Raw genomic sequence first — 15,591 nt, 5'->3', positions numbered from 1 at the left:
AGGCCGTCACAACTGGCCCAGCACCGGCGTGCTCACGTGCACATCGGCGTTCTGCCCACGATGGCGCAGCAGATGGTCCATCAGCACGATGGCCATCATCGCCTCGGCAATCGGCGTGGCACGGATGCCGACACATGGGTCGTGGCGGCCCTTGGTGATCACGTCCACCGGGTTGCCGTGCACATCGATCGAACGGCCCGGCGTGGTGATGCTCGACGTCGCCTTGAGCGCCAGGTGCGCAACGATCGGCTGGCCGGAAGAAATACCGCCGAGGATGCCGCCGGCGTTGTTGCTGAGGAAACCTTCGGGGGTCAGCTCGTCGCGATGCTCGGTGCCGCGTTGCGCCACGCAGGCGAAGCCGGCGCCGATTTCCACGCCTTTCACGGCGTTGATGCTCATCAGCGCGTGGGCCAGTTCAGCGTCGAGGCGGTCGAAGATCGGCTCGCCCAGGCCGGGCTTGACGCCTTCGGCAACCACGGTGATCCGGGCGCCGACGGAATCCTGGTCGCGGCGCAACTGGTCCATGTAGGCTTCCAGCTCCGGCACCTTATCCGGGTCGGGGCTGAAGAAAGCGTTGTCATCCACGCTGTCCCAGGTCTTGAACGGGATTTCAATCGGGCCCAGTTGGCTCATGTAGCCGCGAACAACGACGCCCTGGGTGGCCAGGTATTTCTTGGCAATGGCACCGGCGGCCACGCGCATGGCGGTTTCGCGAGCCGAGCTGCGGCCGCCGCCGCGGTAGTCGCGTTCGCCGTATTTGTGGTGGTAGGTGTAGTCGGCGTGGGCCGGGCGGAACAGGTCCTTGATGGCCGAGTAGTCCTTGGACTTCTGGTCGGTGTTGCGGATCAGCAGGCCGATGGCGCAACCGGTGGTGCGACCTTCGAACACGCCGGAGAGGATCTCGACTTCGTCGGGCTCCTGGCGCTGGGTGGTGTGGCGGCTGGTGCCGGGCTTGCGGCGGTCGAGGTCACGCTGCAGGTCTTCCAGAGACAGCTCCAGGCCGGGCGGGCAGCCGTCGACAATGGCGACCAACGCCGGGCCATGGCTTTCGCCCGCGGTGGTGACAGTGAACAGCTTGCCGAAGGTATTGCCGGACATGCAGGGCGCTCCGTGAAATCAGTTGAATCAAGTCAACTGTAATAACTTAAGGCCGCCAGTATACGCAGGCCAACCGACTAGTTCATCCTCGAAACCTTACCGGTAGACCCTGGTCCAACCGGCACCTCCCTCATGATGGCGCGATGATGCTGCGAGTTCTACTGTTTACCCTCACCCTGTTTACCGCCGTGGCCCAAGCCGCCTCCCCTGTGGTACTGCAACGCCCCATCAGCCTGGACACCGGCAACGGCGAGCTGTTTGGCTCGCTGCTGTTGCCGCAATCGGACAAGCCCGTGCCGGTGGTGCTGATCATCGCCGGCTCCGGCCCCACCGACCGTAACGGCAACAGCGCCGACGGTGCGCGCAACGACAGCCTCAAGCGCCTGGCCTGGGTGCTGGCCCGGCACAACATCGCCAGCGTGCGCTACGACAAGCGTGGCGTCGCCGCCAGCCTGGCCGCCACGCCTGACGAGCGCAACCTGACCCTGGACGCCTATGTCGCGGACGCCGTGGCCTGGGGCAAACTGCTCAAGGCCGACAAACGCATGGGCCCCTTGATCGTGCTTGGCCACAGCGAAGGTGCGCTGGTGGCGGCCCTCGCCGCGCCGCAACTGGACCCGGCGGGCGTGATTTCGCTGTCCGGCAGCGCGCGCCCGGTCGACCAGGTCATTCGTCAACAGTTGGCCGATCACCTGCCCCCTGCCCTGCTGCTGCGCAGCAATCAAATCCTCGACCACCTCAAGGCAGGCCAAGTGGATGCGGATGTGCCTGGCCCGCTGGAAGGCATTTTCCGGCCCAGCGTGCAGCCGTACCTGATCAGCCTGTTCCGCGCCGACCCGTCGGCCGCCTTCGCCAAGCTGCGCATGCCGGCGCTGATCATCCAGGGCAGCAACGATATCCAGGTCGGCGTGGGCGACGCCCAGCAATTGAAAAAGGCCAAGCCCGACGCGCAGTTGGCGGTGATCGAAGGCATGAACCACGTGATGCGCATCGTACCCAACGATGTAAAACAGCAACTGGCCTCCTACAACGACCCGCAACTGCCTCTCGCCGCCGAGCTGGGCAGCCGCCTGGTGCGCTTTATCGACGGTCTTCAACCGCGCTAAGCGGCAATTGGCCTCCAGTCCTGGCGAAAACGGCCGATAAGCCCAAGGTCGACAGTAAAAAGACTGTCGGCTTGCTGGGTTTGGACAGGATCGCGCCGCATGACAACCACTGAAGCAACACCGGAATCTACCGCCGAAACGCCGGCTGAAATAACCGAGGCCGTCGCTGCGGCCGCCCTGCCGTGGGCGGATGTTCAGGCCGAGCATTTCAAAATGCTGCGCCTGGCGCCCCTGGCCACTGACCGCGCCACGGGAGTGCGGCCGTTGCGGTTCGTGCAGTTCGGCTATGCCGAGCGCCATGACAAACACCACAGCCTGCTGCGCATGGTCATTCAGTTACCGGGGCAGCGCGTGCGCCGTGAGCAGAATCACCTGGATATCTGGGTCGACCACGATAAGCATCGTGTGCACTTCGGCCCGGGCAACAGCCTGGAAATCGAACCGGTCAACCGTGGGATCGGCCGCTTCCTGGTGGCCCAAGCGGCGGCCTGGGCGAAGAAAAAATGGTCGCACTACCGCGTCGACGGCGTGGACCTGTCCAACAAGGACGCCCTGAACGAATCCACGCGCCTGCGCCGCGATCACTTCCTGCGCATCCACGGTTTTGATGTGGCTTACGCCGATGTCCAGCATCTGAAGGGTAACGTGCAGCCGGGCAAGGTCGGCGATGTGCTGGAGAGCTGGAACACCGAGAAGGTGCAGTTCGTGGAGATTCTGGAGGCTGCGCAGATGCTGCAACAAGCCGAGCAAAACCTGGCGGAGCAGGAAGTGAAGCTGCGCAAGGAAGAGGAAAAGGTCACCAAATTCAAGCGTGAGGACAGCGGGTTGCGCTTTACCATCACCTGTCTGGTGGCATTTACGGTGTTTCAGGCGGGGTTGTTGATCTGGATTGCCACGCACCGCTGAAGCCGGTCTGTGCCATGAAATGAGATCCCACTGGGAGCGGCGGTGCGACGATTCGACTTGCTCGCGAACGCGGTGGTTCAGCACCCGTTTTGATTGACTTATCCGCCGCATTCGCGAGCAAGCCCGCTCCCACACTGACCCTATTCCTACAGGGGAAATCGGGTTAGACCCTGGCGGCAAACACCGCCTGATGCTGGCGGCACTGCTCCGCTGTCAGCATGAACACTCCATGCCCGCCACGCTGGAACTCCAGCCAGGCGAAGTCGACTTCCGGGTACAGCGCCTCGACGTGCACCTGGCTGTTACCCACTTCAACCATCAGCAAGCCCTTCTCGGTCAGATGGTCCGCCGCCTCGGCCAGCATGCGTCGCACCAGGTTCAAGCCATCGTCGCCGCAGGCCAGGCCCAGCTCCGGCTCGTGCTGGTATTCGTCGGGCATATCGGCGAAGTCTTCGGCATCCACATACGGCGGGTTGGACACGATCAGGTCAAAGCGCTGGCCCGGCAGGCCGTCGAAGCCGTCACCCTGCACGGTGTAGACGCGCTGATCAACGCCGTGGCGTTCGATGTTCTGGTTGGCCACCTCCAGGGCTTCGAAGGACAAGTCGCCCAGCACCACTTCGGCGTCCTGGAACTCGTAGGCACACGCGATGCCAATGCAGCCGGAGCCGGTGCACAGGTCGAGAATGCGTGCCGGCGGCTGGGCCAGCCAGGGTGCGAAGCGGTTTTCGATCAGCTCGCCGATCGGCGAACGCGGGATCAGCACGCGCTCATCGACGATAAACGACAGGCCGCAAAACCAGGCTTCACCAATCAGATAAGGCGTCGGCACGCGTTCGTGGATGCGGCGATGCAGCAACCGCTGCAGGTGGGCAACTTCCTCTTCTTCCAGGTTGCAGTCGAGATAGCTGTCGGCAATTTCCCAAGGCAAGTGCAAGGCGCCGAGCACCAGTTGCCGGGCGTCGTCCCAGGCGTTGTCGGTGCCATGGCCAAAAAACAGGTCTTCCCCATGGAAACGGCTGACAGCCCAACGGATATGATCGCGCAAGGTGCGCAGGCGGGAAGTGGTCACGGGGGCAAGCTCCTGGAAAAAACGACTGGCGATTCTAACAGCCTTCACCTGTACCGACGATGTCCGAAAAAGCCTCTGCCACCCGTCGGATTTCATCTGAATTAGCATCATTGTGTTAAACAGGCCCACCTCTTGACATGGCTGCACGCCAGCAACGGCGTACCTTACGATGGTAGCGATTCACAGAACCGCTCAGCCAGTGGACAATGGCGCAAAAGCCCCCCTCACAGGAGCCCCAGAATGTCCGTTCCAAAGACGATGTTTCAACTCAGCGGTCGTGGTTACGCAGCAGCGAACCTCAGCCATGCGACCCTCGTGATCATCGATGCTCAGAAGGAATACCTCAGCGGCCCGCTCGCCCTTTCCGGCATGGACGCGGCGGTCAGCAACATCAAGCAGCTTGTGTCATCGGCACGCAATGCCGGGCGCCCGATTGTGCACGTGCGCCACCTGGGTACGGTGGGCGGCCTGTTTGACCCTCAGGGCGAGCGCGGCGAATTCATCCCAGGCCTTGAGCCTGAAGGTGATGAAACCATCATCGGCAAACTGTTGCCCAGCGCGTTCCACGGCACCGGCCTGGAAAAGCACCTGCAGGACCTCGGTTCCCTGGACTTGATCGTCTGCGGTTTCATGAGCCACTCCAGCGTCAGCACCACCGTGCGCGCCGCCAAGAACCTGGGCTTTCGCTGCACCCTGGTCGAGGACGCCTGCGCGACCCGCGACCTGCCTTACAAAGGCGGCATCCTCAGCGCCGAGCATGTGCAGCAGACCGAAATGGCGATCATGGCCGACAATTTCGCCACCCTTGCGCTGACTAAAGACCTGATCTGAGTTAAACGCCGCCGATGAGCAACTGGGCAATGTTTATTGCCCCGCGCATCCTCAAGGCCCTTTCATTTGGCGCATTTACCCCTCGCCCCGGAACAACCTGTGTATTGTCCGGTCGAAGGGCCGATACCCTGGAGGAAAGGTCGGAATGAAGATATCCGATGGTTTTGATGCTCGTCGCTTGCGCCCCAAGGGCCCGAGCAACTGGCGTCTGCGCCTGGTGGCCGGCATTGCCGCGCTGCTGGCGATTGTAGGTTTGCTGTTGGCCGGCGCTGGTGGCGCCGGCCTGTTTGGTCACTCGCCGGCCCTTGGTGAGCTGAATGCCAGCCCTGGTGGCTCGGCGATTCTGTTAGCGATTGGCCTGCTGGTGCTGTGGCTGGGCGTGTGGTTATGGCGGCGAAGCCGTCGGAAAATGCGCCAGCCATTGTCGCTCAACATCGCTTCGCACCTGATGAAAAAGCACGACTGATGGCGCTTGGATAGCGTTTCCTGCGCCCTGGCCGCCGCGTTTTAGGTAAACTGCCCGCCCTTCGCGGAGGCCACCATGCAAGACGACGATTTTTCCCTGTTCAAGAACGAGCTGCGCGGCGTCAAGCCGATCAAGCACGACCGCGCCGACACCGGCAAGCCCAAGGCCGACCGGGCGCAGATCGCCAAGCTGCGCCAAGCCGCGACAGTGCGCACCGACGCCACCACCGTGGACGGCCTGTCGGACCAGTTCGTGATAGACGTCGGCCCCGAAGACGAGCTGATGTGGGCCCGCGATGGCGTGCAGGAAAGCCAGATACGCAAGCTCAAGGCCGGCCAGATCCCGTTCGAGGGCAGTCTTGATTTGCACGGCATGAACGTGGAGAAAGCCCGGGAAACCCTGTGGGCCTTCCTTGCCGAAGCGACCAAATTCGAAATCCGCTGCGTGCGCGTCACCCACGGCAAGGCCGTGCGGCTGGACGGCAAGCGGCCGATGATCAAGAGCCACGTCAACACCTGGCTGCGCCAGCACGCCCAGGTGCTCGGTTTTACCTCGTGCCAGGCCCGCCACGGCGGCGCGGGCGCGGTGTATGTGATGCTCAAACGCACCATGATGGAAGGGCGCGACGAGTAACAAGTGCATCCGTCAGGCTTGCAGCGATGTGCCCGCCCCCGTAACCTTGCGCTTTGCGAAAATCCCACAGGTAGTTTCATGTCCCTGGAACACAATTACACCGCGATCCTCGGCCAGCTCGGCGAGGACGTTTCCCGCGAGGGTCTGCTCGACACGCCAAAACGTGCCGCCAAGGCGATGCAGTACCTTTGCCGCGGCTACGCGCAGACACTGGAAGAAGTCACCAACGGTGCCTTGTTCAGCTCTGACAACAGCGAGATGGTGCTGGTCAAGGACATCGAGTTGTACTCGTTGTGCGAACACCACTTGCTGCCGTTTATCGGCAAGGCCCACGTCGCGTATATCCCGAGCGGCAAAGTGCTGGGCCTGTCGAAGGTCGCGCGGATCGTCGACATGTATGCGCGCCGCCTGCAGATCCAGGAAAACCTCAGCCGCCAGATCGCCGATGCGGTGCTGCAGGTGACCGGTGCCCTGGGCGTGGCCGTGGTGATCGAGGCCAAGCACATGTGCATGATGATGCGCGGGGTCGAGAAGCAGAATTCGTCGATGATCACGTCGGTGATGCTCGGTGAGTTTCGCGAAAACGCGGCCACCCGCAGCGAGTTTCTCAGCCTGATCAAGTAACGGGCTGCGCAGGAAAGAACCGGCGTTCATCGCCGGTTTTTTTTCGCCTGGCAAAAATCAGGTAAGCTGCGGCCCCTTCTGTCATGGGCAAGAGGTTTCAGCCATGTTCGTCAAAGCACTTCGAGTGGGTCTCGGCCAACTCATCATCGCGGGCGACTACCTTACCCGCCCACGCAAAAAGCAACGCAGCGCCGAACAGCAGGCGCAGGTGAACGCAGCGGCCAAGGAATTGACCCTCTACCAGTTCCACGCCTGCCCGTTCTGTGTGAAGACCCGCCGTACCCTGCACCGCCTGAATGTGCCAGTGGCGTTGAAAGACGCGAAGAACAACGAGCAGGACCGCCAGACCCTGCTGGAGCAAGGCGGCAAGATCAAAGTGCCGTGCCTGCGCATCGAAGAAAATGGCCAGACGACTTGGATGTATGACTCCAAGGTGATCATTGATTATCTGGATAAGCGCTTTTCCGCGGTCTGACAGACACTGCAAATCCCTGTGGGAGCTGGCTTGCCTGCGATGCAGACGACGAGGTAGCCCAGGCGTACCGAGGTGATGCCATCGCAGCATAGGTATCTACACATTTTTGTAGTGAGCGGGCTTGTCCCGCGCTGGGTGGCGAAGCCGCCCCAATAAAGACACCGCGCAGTTTCAGACAAACCCAATTCGCCTGGTTTGGGGCCGCTTCGCAGCCCAGCGCGGGACAAGCCCGCTCACTACAGGGATTTGTCAGCCTTTGAAAGTTGTGTAGATACCCATGGCCATCGCAGGCGAGCCAGCTCCCACATTGGATCTATGCCAGTCTTTAATCCGGTATTTCCAAAGCCAACAGCGCCGACCCCAGGCACTTGCCATGGGCATCCAGCGCCAGCGAACGCGTGACGCCACCGCGCAGGATCCCCGGCAGCACGAAGTTCAGCGCCTGCACGTTGGGCAATGCATAGCGCCGCACCGGCGCCGCGCCTGCCTCCCGCATGCCTGCGAAGAACTTGGCCACGCGCTCGGCCGTCAAGTATTCGCACAGCAACGGATAATCCTCGGCTCGATAGGCAATGATCGAGATATTCGAGGTATCGCCCTTATCTCCGGTGCGGGAATGGGCCAGCGTGTGCAGCTTCATGCTTCGATCCTCGGCTTGACCGCGTCACGCGGCAGCAGCAACGACGCCACCGCCACCACCTGGCGCACGCTTTTGCTCGCGCCGCCGCCGCCCGACGGGCCGTTGGTATAAAGAGTTTCCACTTCATTGCCCACACGCACGGCTTCGCTGCGTTCTTCGCAGCGCGCGGCCACGCGCAGGCGCACTTCCCAGGGTTCGACGCCGCTGCGCGGGCCGTGTAGCGAGTCCATGCCGATCAGCTCGGCGCGCACGTCCTGCAGCTTCACGCCGGTCAATTCAAGACGCTTGAGGACCACATCCATTGCCAGTTGGGCTCGTGCGACAGCGCCGGGGCCGCCATAGGACATCTGCCCTTCACCGATCCAACCCTCCAGGTAACCGACGCTGACCTTCAACTGCTCGGGTCGCGCACGACCGCCAGCGCCCTGGGCGCGAACGCGATCAACGGCCTCCTCGACAAACCCCACCCGGGAAAAGTCCGCCGTCACATCCGGTGTGAGGTAGGCGGCCGGGTCGTGCACTTCGTAAATAAGCTGTTCAGTGCAGGTGGCACGACTGACCAGCCCACCGGAACCGGCCACTTTGGTGATCAAAGCTTCTCCGTCGGCATTGATCTCAGCCAACGGGAAGCCCAGGCGAGCCAGGTCATCCACGTCCTTGAAACCAGGGTCGGCGAAATACCCGCCGCTGACTTGCCCGGCACATTCGAGCAAATGCCCCACCAACGTGCCGCGCCCCAGGCGCTGCCAATCGTCCGCCGCCCAGCCGAATTCAAACATCTGCGGCGCCAGGAACAGCGAGGGGTCAGCCACGCGCCCGGTAATGACGACGTCGGCATCAGCGCGTAAAGCGTCGAGAATGCCGTCGACGCCCAAGTAGGCATTCGCCGAAATCAACCGCTCGCCCAAGGAGCCGACGCTCTGGCCGTTATCCAGTAAAAAGTCGGGCTGCAGCATCTTCAACACGTCGTCGCCGACAACAGCGACCACTTTGATATCCAGGCCCAGCGCGGCGACGATCCGGCGCGCCTCAATGGCCGCCGACACCGGATTGGCCGCGCCCATATTGGTGATAACCCGCAGACGGCGACGCCCGGCCCGCGTACCAACGAAGGGCAACACGCGGCGCATGCGCTCGCTGAGCAAGGGGTCGTACCCAGCGTCGGGATCGCCGATCCGCACCTGTTGCGCCAAGGCAATCGTGCGTTCAGCCAGGCACTCGAACACCAGGTAATCCAGGTCGCCCTGCTCGGCCAGTTCCACGGCAGGCTCGATACGGTCGCCGGAATAGCCGGCGCCGGAACCGATGCGCAAGGTTTTCATATCAGATAACTCCCAGGAGCAATGCCGTCAGGGTCATCAACACCGACGCGGCAAACAGAAACGGAATGGTGAAACGCTGGTGATCGGCCAATTCGATCTTGCACAGGCCCACCAGCAGGAAGGTCGCAGGGGTCAGCGGGCTGACCGGGAAACCGGTGGTGTGCACGCCCAGCAACGAGGCCTGGGCCACTTGCAGCGGGTCGACGCCCAACGCTTTGCCGACTTCGGCGATCACCGGCATCACGCCGAAATAGTAGGAATCGGGATCGAACAGCATGCTCAACGGCATGGAAAGGAAGCCCACCACTGCCGGAATCAACTTGCCGTGGCCGGCCGGGATCTGCGCCACCGCCACTTCGGCGATGGCCTTGAGCATGCCGGTGCCCTGCATGATGCCGGTGAACACGCCGGCCGCCAGCAGGATACTGGCCATGGTCAGCGCGGTCTTGGCATGCGCGTCGATACGCGCGCGCTGGGCGTCGACGTTCGGGTAGTTGATGCACAGCGCGAGCACCGTGCCGAGCATGAACATCACCACCGGGTCGACCCAGCCGGCGATCATCACCACCATCACCAGCACCGTCAGGATCAGGTTGACCCAGAACAGGCGCGGGCGGCGCAGCTTGATGTCGTCGTCACTGAGCACCCGCTGCGGCACGGCGTCCACGCTGGAATCGGCGCCGAGGCCCAGGCGTTTTTCTTCGCGATGGCCCAGCCACCAGGCGCAGGCGAAGACAAAGATCAGGCCGACGATCTGCACCGGGATCAGCGGCTGGAACAGATCCGCCACCGGCACATGCAAGGCTGCCGATGAGCGCAGCACCGGGCCGGTCCAAGGCAGGAAGTTGACCCCGGCCGCCATCGCACAGACGCAGGCGAGGATGCGTTTATCAATCCCCAGCCGCGTATACAAGGGCAGCATGGCCGGCACCGTCACCAGGAAGGTCACCGCGCCGGAGCCGTCGAGGTGCACCAGCAGCGCCAAGGTCGCGGTACCTACGACAATTCGTGTAGGACGCGTCCCTACCGTGCGCAGGATGCGATCAATGATGGGGTCGAGCATGCCGGCATCGGTCATGATCCCGAAAAACAGAATCGCGAACACGAACATGCCCACCACGGGGGCGACGTTCTTGATACCGGTGATGATAAAGGCGCTGGTCTGCAGGCCAAACCCGCCAAGCAATGCAGCGATGATCGGCAAGGCGATCAGGGCCACCAGCGGTGAGAGGCGTTTGCTCATGACGGCAGCGAGCAGGCACAGGATGGTGATGACACCCAGGGTTGCGAGCATGGGTTACTCCAGGGCGGCCTTGGTGGCCGGTTATTGTTTTCCACGGAGTATTGGAAGCGCGGTAGTCTTTGTAAATTGGAATATTCACCTGCTATCGTTCGGAAAAACAAAATGAAGAACAGCATCCAACACATCCAGGCCTTCCTAGCGGTGGCGCGTACAGGCAGTTTCACCAAGGCAGCCAACGAGCTGCACCTGTCACCCTCGGCGCTCACCGTCCAAGTGCAACAACTGGAAGACTGGCTCGGCGTCGCCCTGCTCGACCGCAGCCCGCGCCACGTCAGCATCACCGCCGCCGGCCAGGAAGCCCGCGGGCCCATGGAAAAACTGCTGCTGGACCTGGACAACATTGTCACCGGCTCCCGTGACCTCGCCGCGCTGCGCCGGGGCGTGGTCACCCTGGCCGCCCTGCCCTCGGTGTGCGCCGGCACACTGCCGCCGGTACTGCGCCTGTTTCGCGAGCGTTTTGCCGGGATCGAAGTGCGCCTGCATGACCTGGTGGCCCATCGCATTCATGCCCAGGTGCGTTCCGGCGAGGTCGATTTTGGCATTGGCGTACGTGCGCGGCTCAGCCATGGCCTGGAGTTCGTACCGGTGCTGAATGACCGATTGTGTGCGTTTGTGCCGCAGGGCCATCCGCTCGCCCGCCATCGCCAGTTGGCCCTGGAGCAGCTGGCGGACCAGCCGATCATCCTCACCGGGCGCGACAGCAGTGTGCGTGAGCACGTGGATGCTCTATTCGATGAGACACGGCTGACGATGACCGCCGGCATGGAGGCCAACTACATGTCGACGGTATTGGCACTGGTGCGCCAGGGGCTGGGGATCAGCGTGCTGCCGGAGTCGGCGGCGGACAGCCTGGAGGGGTTGAAGCGCATCGCTATCGATCATCCGGGTGTGAACCGGGAGATCGGGTTGATCAGTCGCAGTGGGGTTGCACTAAGCCCGGCCGCACAGCGCTGCTTTGATCTATTGCATGACCAGCTATCTGACACACCACCGGGCTAACTGTGGGAGCTGGCTTGATCTGCGCCAGGTTAGTTGCCTGACACACCGCTATCGAGGTATCTACACAACTTTCAAAGGCTGAAAAATCTCCCTGTAGTGAGCGGGCTTGTCCCGCGCTGGGTGGCGAAGCCGCCCCAATAAAGACACCGCGCAGTTTCAGGCAAATCCAATTCGTCTGGTTTGGGGCCGCTTCGCAGCCCAGCGCGGGACAAGCCCGCTCACTACAAAAATGTGTAGATACCTATGGCTAATCGCAGGCAAGCCAGCCCCACATTTGGACCTGCGTTTAATCCAGCATCGGTACATGTTTGGGATGGCTGGCCACGCGCGCCAACCATGCCTGCACTGCCGGATAGGGCGCCAGGTCAAACCCACCCTCATGGGCTACATGGGTATAGGCGTACAACGCAATATCGGCGATCGAATATTGTTCGCCCACCAGGAACGGCGTGGCCTGCAACTGACGCTCCATGACCTTCAGCGCCTTGTAGCCACCCTTATGGGTGGTTTTGTATTCCTCCAGGCGATCTTCCGGCAACCCCAGGTAAAACTGGATAAACCGCGCCACCGCAATGTACGGCTCATGGCTGTATTGCTCGAAGAACTGCCACTGCAACACTTGCGTGCGCAGGCGCGGCTCGGTGGGCAGGAACTCGCTGCCGTCGGCGAGGAAATTGAGGATCGCGTTGGACTCCCACAGGCAGGTGCCGTCTTCCAGCTCCAGCACGGGGATCTTGCCGTTGGGGTTCTTGGCCAGGAATTCGACGGTCTGGGTGTCACCCTTGAGGATGTCCACATCGACCCATTGGTACGGGATGCCCAGCAAGCTCAGCATCAATTTGACCTTGTAGCAGTTGCCCGATTTGTAATCGCCATAAACCTTGTACATGGGGCTCCCCTTATGCCGCTTGCGCGTGCTGTGCTTGACGGACCACTGCGGCCAGGCGCTTGAGACCTTCGTCCAGACGGGCCGGGTCAATATGGCTGAAATTGAGTCGCAACGAGCCCAGGTGCTGGTCGGGCTCGGAAAAGAAGGGTTCACCGGGCATGAACGCGACGTTCTGGTCGAGCGCTTGAGCCAACAAGGTGCGGGTATCGAGCGGCTGTTTCAAGGTCAGCCAGAAGAATAATCCGCCCTGGGGCACTTGCCAGTCGGCCAGGTCGGCGAAGTGGCGCTGCAGCGCGACCTGGAACGCATCGCGGCGGTCGCGGTAAAAACTGCGCAACTGCACCAGGTGCTGCTGGTATTTCTGCGTGCCGAGCCACTGCATCGCCTGCCATTGGCCGACGCGGTTGGTGTGCAGGTCCGCCGACTGCTTGAGCTTAAGCAAGTGTGGGAACAGTTCCGGGCTGGCGATCAGGTAGCCGACACGCAGGCCGGGCAGCAAGGTCTTGGACACGGTGCCGGTGTAGATCCAGCTGGCTTTTTGCAGGCGGGCGACAATGGGTTTGGCACTGGCGCCGTCGAAGCTCAACTCGCGGTAGGGTTCGTCTTCGATCAGCGTCACGCCGAACTCATCGAGCAGCGCGGCGACGGCTTCGCGCTTGGCCTCGCTGTAGCGCACCGCAGACGGGTTCTGGAAGGTCGGGATCAGGTAGATGAACGCTGGCCGATGACGTTCGAGGTTGCTGCGCAAGGCACCCAGGTCGGGGCCGTCGGCCTCCAGCTGGACGGTGAGGCAGTCGGCGCCGAACAGTTGGAAGATCTGCAAGGCCGCCAGGTAAGTCGGGCCTTCCAGCAGGACCTGCGTGCCTTTGTCGATATACAGCTTGGCCGCCAGGTCGAGAGTTTGCTGGGAACCACTGACCACCAGCACCTGGCTGGCCTGACAGTGGATACCCAGGGCGCGTGCCTCGGCGGCGAGCAGTTCACGCAGCTGCGGCTCGCCTTCGCTCATGCCGTATTGGCCGATGTTCAGCGGCATGTCGTCCCAGTTCAGCGCCGGCAGCATGGCTTCGGCGGGCAGGCCGCCGGCGAACGACATCACTTCCGGTCGCTGGGCCGCCGCAAGGATTTCACGGATCAAGGAGCTTTTGAGGCGCGTAACACGTTCAGAGAAGGCCATGGGGGGTCACCGGTAGCGAAGCTTGGGGGAAATACGTCAAACTGGTTGACCGAAATTACGACGACTCGCACGGATACGTCAATATGCTTGACCTTAAAAACCCCCTTGCCCAGCAAGAAGCCATGCAAGCGTTCTTCTTCGGTTACCAGGCATTCACCGCCAAGGCCGACGAAATGCTTGAGCGCCGTGGGCTGAGCCGAGTGCATCAGCGCATCGTGTTTTTTATCGCGCGCTACCCGACGTTGAGCGTCAAGCAATTGCTGGAATTGCTGGGCGTAAGCAAACAGGCACTGAATATTCCGTTGCGCCAGTTACAGGAAATGCACTTGGTGCACAGCGTGGCGTCCGAGACCGACAAGCGTAAACGCCTGCTGGAACTGACCGAGGAAGGGCTGCGCTTCGAGCAGTCGCTGCGCCGTGAACAGGTCAAGTTATTGCAGCGCGCCTTCAGTGAAGCCGGCGAAGCCGCGGTGGCAGGATGGCTGGCCGTCAATCAGGCACTGAGCGCCGCGAACTAGCCTTTCATCGCGCTATTCGAAAACATTATTTGCTTTCTTTGTATACAAAAGCATAATTCGCCTCGTGCGAGTTTCTGACCTATTGGTCAACAAAACTCGCCAGTACCTCACAGCGCGGTGCCCACTTGCGTGGCCCGCACTGGCAATAACAATAAAACCCTTGAGGAGTACTTGCCGTGGATAGCCGCAAATCCGAAGCCCCTACGCTGGACCTTTCCCCGCCCCACAACGGCTGGCTGGAACGCCTGTTCAAACTGCGCTTGCATGGCACCACAGTGAAGACCGAGCTGATCGCCGGCCTCACCACCTTTATCACCATGGCCTACATAATCTTCGTCAACCCCAACATCATGGCCGATGCCGGCATCGATCACGGTGCCGCGTTCGTCGCCACCTGCATTGCCGCCGCCCTGGGATGCCTGTTGATGGGCCTCTACGCCAACTGGCCGGTGGGCCTGGCACCGGGCATGGGCCTGAATGCGTTTTTCACCTACACCGTGGTCGGCACCATGGGCTACACCTGGGAAACCGCACTGGGGGCGGTGTTCATTTCCGGCGTGCTGTTCATGGCCCTGACCCTTTCGCGGGTACGCGAATGGCTGCTCAACAGTATTCCCGTGAGCCTGCGCCATGCCATGGGCGCGGGTGTCGGCCTGTTCCTCGGGGTGATCGGCCTGAAGACGGCCGGGATCATCGTCGACAGCCCGGCCACGTTGATCAAGCTCGGCTCATTGCATGAACCGGCACCGTTGCTGGCGGCCATCTGCTTCCTGCTGATCGCCATCCTCAGTTATCACCGTGTGTTCGGCGCGATCCTGATCAGCATCATTGCCGTCACGCTGGCCGGTTGGGGCCTGGGCCTGGTGCAGTACAACGGCATCCTCGCCACGCCGCCAAGCCTGGCGCCGACCTGGATGGCAATGGACGTAAAAGGTGTATTCAATGTCAGCATGATCAGCGTGGTATTTGCCTTTCTTTTTGTACACATGTTCGATACCGCAGGTACACTGATGGGCGTCGCGCAGCGGGCCGGCCTGGTCAATGCCGATGGCAAGATCCATAACCTGTCCCGCGCGTTGAAAGCCGACAGCGCTTCCAGCGTGTTTGGCGCCATGGTCGGCGTGCCGCCGGTGACCAGCTACGTGGAAAGTGCCGCAGGCGTTGCCGCTGGCGGCCGTACCGGGCTGACGGCCGTGACCGTGGGCATGTTGTTTGTGGCGGCGATGTTTTTTGCACCGCTGGCTGGCATGATTCCGGCCTATGCCACCGCCGGCGCGCTGATTTATGTGGCGATGCTGATGATGGCAAGCATGGCCCATATCAATTGGGATGAAGCCACCGACAGCATTCCGGCGATTGTCACGGCGATCATGATGCCGCTGACCTTCTCGGTGGCCGACGGCATCGCGTTGGGTTTTATCACCTACGTGGCGCTCAAGACCGGCACCGGCAAGTACCGCGAAATCTCCGTAAGCCTGTGGGTGCTGTGCGCGATCTTTATCGCCAAATTCATATTTCTGTAAGGAGCAACG

At 61.9% G+C, this 15,591-nt stretch carries 17 protein-coding genes; 10 read left to right on the top strand and 7 right to left on the bottom strand.

Going from position 1 to position 15,591, the window contains the following annotated elements; genetic code table 11:
* Positions 1–6: 6 nt before the first annotated feature.
* On the bottom strand, positions 7–1,098 hold the full coding sequence (gene aroC / locus ACLH0H_RS17925; RefSeq protein ID WP_411379014.1) for a chorismate synthase: 1,092 nt from the start codon (positions 1,096–1,098) through the stop codon (positions 7–9).
* Positions 1,099–1,241: 143 nt separating this feature from the next.
* Between aroC and ACLH0H_RS17920 the strand changes: the two genes are divergently transcribed.
* Positions 1,242–2,204, top strand: a complete 963-nt coding sequence (locus ACLH0H_RS17920; RefSeq protein WP_411379013.1) for an alpha/beta hydrolase — start codon at positions 1,242–1,244, stop codon at positions 2,202–2,204.
* A 99-nt stretch (positions 2,205–2,303) separates the two neighbouring features.
* Positions 2,304–3,110, top strand: a complete 807-nt coding sequence (locus ACLH0H_RS17915) for a hypothetical protein (protein WP_411379012.1) — start codon at positions 2,304–2,306, stop codon at positions 3,108–3,110.
* Positions 3,111–3,273: 163 nt separating this feature from the next.
* On the opposite strand, the gene prmB is transcribed toward ACLH0H_RS17915, so the two are convergent.
* Positions 3,274–4,182, bottom strand: a complete 909-nt coding sequence (gene prmB, locus ACLH0H_RS17910; protein ID WP_411379011.1) for a 50S ribosomal protein L3 N(5)-glutamine methyltransferase — start codon at positions 4,180–4,182, stop codon at positions 3,274–3,276.
* Positions 4,183–4,422: 240 nt separating this feature from the next.
* Here prmB and ACLH0H_RS17905 point away from each other — a divergent pair, with 240 nt between their 5' ends.
* From ACLH0H_RS17905 to ACLH0H_RS17885, 5 genes are all read left to right on the top strand, one after another.
* On the top strand, positions 4,423–5,013 hold the full coding sequence (locus ACLH0H_RS17905; RefSeq protein ID WP_076953058.1) for a cysteine hydrolase family protein: 591 nt from the start codon (positions 4,423–4,425) through the stop codon (positions 5,011–5,013).
* Positions 5,014–5,158: 145 nt separating this feature from the next.
* On the top strand, positions 5,159–5,479 hold the full coding sequence (locus ACLH0H_RS17900) for a hypothetical protein (protein ID WP_010208859.1): 321 nt from the start codon (positions 5,159–5,161) through the stop codon (positions 5,477–5,479).
* 75 nt (positions 5,480–5,554) lie between these two features.
* A complete protein-coding gene (locus ACLH0H_RS17895) occupies positions 5,555–6,112 on the top strand; it encodes a Smr/MutS family protein (RefSeq protein ID WP_177076456.1) in 558 nt (185 codons plus the stop codon).
* A 78-nt stretch (positions 6,113–6,190) separates the two neighbouring features.
* Positions 6,191–6,736, top strand: coding sequence for a GTP cyclohydrolase I FolE (gene folE / locus ACLH0H_RS17890; RefSeq protein ID WP_307390850.1), 546 nt, complete (start codon positions 6,191–6,193; stop codon positions 6,734–6,736).
* A 103-nt stretch (positions 6,737–6,839) separates the two neighbouring features.
* On the top strand, positions 6,840–7,211 hold the full coding sequence (locus ACLH0H_RS17885) for a glutathione S-transferase N-terminal domain-containing protein (RefSeq protein ID WP_411379010.1): 372 nt from the start codon (positions 6,840–6,842) through the stop codon (positions 7,209–7,211).
* A gap of 325 nt (positions 7,212–7,536) precedes the next feature.
* On the opposite strand, the gene ACLH0H_RS17880 is transcribed toward ACLH0H_RS17885, so the two are convergent.
* The 3 genes from ACLH0H_RS17880 to ACLH0H_RS17870 are packed head-to-tail and all read right to left on the bottom strand — an operon-like array spanning position 7,537 to position 10,467.
* A complete protein-coding gene (locus tag ACLH0H_RS17880) occupies positions 7,537–7,851 on the bottom strand; it encodes a hypothetical protein (protein WP_411379009.1) in 315 nt (104 codons plus the stop codon).
* The gene (locus tag ACLH0H_RS17875) at positions 7,848–9,173 is read right to left on the bottom strand and encodes an acyclic terpene utilization AtuA family protein (RefSeq protein ID WP_411379008.1); all 1,326 of its coding nucleotides are present in this window, start codon (positions 9,171–9,173) and stop codon (positions 7,848–7,850) included. The genes ACLH0H_RS17880 and ACLH0H_RS17875 overlap by 4 nt, the downstream gene beginning before the upstream one ends.
* Before the next feature lies 1 nt (position 9,174).
* Positions 9,175–10,467, bottom strand: coding sequence for a CitMHS family transporter (locus tag ACLH0H_RS17870; protein ID WP_411379007.1), 1,293 nt, complete (start codon positions 10,465–10,467; stop codon positions 9,175–9,177).
* A gap of 111 nt (positions 10,468–10,578) precedes the next feature.
* Between ACLH0H_RS17870 and ACLH0H_RS17865 the strand changes: the two genes are divergently transcribed.
* Positions 10,579–11,475, top strand: coding sequence for a LysR family transcriptional regulator (locus tag ACLH0H_RS17865; protein WP_411379006.1), 897 nt, complete (start codon positions 10,579–10,581; stop codon positions 11,473–11,475).
* Between the two features lie 286 nt (positions 11,476–11,761).
* On the opposite strand, the gene ACLH0H_RS17860 is transcribed toward ACLH0H_RS17865, so the two are convergent.
* Positions 11,762–12,364 (bottom strand): glutathione S-transferase family protein, encoded by a 603-nt coding sequence (locus ACLH0H_RS17860; protein ID WP_411379005.1) that lies wholly within the window; start codon positions 12,362–12,364, stop codon positions 11,762–11,764.
* Between the two features lie 10 nt (positions 12,365–12,374).
* Positions 12,375–13,541: a PLP-dependent aminotransferase family protein gene (locus ACLH0H_RS17855; protein ID WP_411379004.1), complete on the bottom strand. Its 1,167-nt coding sequence runs from the start codon at positions 13,539–13,541 to the stop codon at positions 12,375–12,377.
* An 83-nt stretch (positions 13,542–13,624) separates the two neighbouring features.
* Here ACLH0H_RS17855 and ACLH0H_RS17850 point away from each other — a divergent pair, with 83 nt between their 5' ends.
* A complete protein-coding gene (locus tag ACLH0H_RS17850; protein ID WP_411379003.1) occupies positions 13,625–14,059 on the top strand; it encodes a MarR family winged helix-turn-helix transcriptional regulator in 435 nt (144 codons plus the stop codon).
* A gap of 176 nt (positions 14,060–14,235) precedes the next feature.
* Entirely contained in the window at positions 14,236–15,582 is a 1,347-nt protein-coding gene (locus tag ACLH0H_RS17845; RefSeq protein WP_411379002.1) for an NCS2 family permease, read from the top strand.
* Positions 15,583–15,591 lie beyond the last annotated feature (9 nt).

The sequence above is a fragment of the Pseudomonas sp. MPB26 genome, assembly GCF_046605355.1.
GTDB classification, from domain to species: Bacteria; Pseudomonadota; Gammaproteobacteria; order Pseudomonadales; family Pseudomonadaceae; genus Aquipseudomonas; species Aquipseudomonas cedrina.
This window is presented reverse-complemented; position numbering and strand designations above follow the sequence as displayed.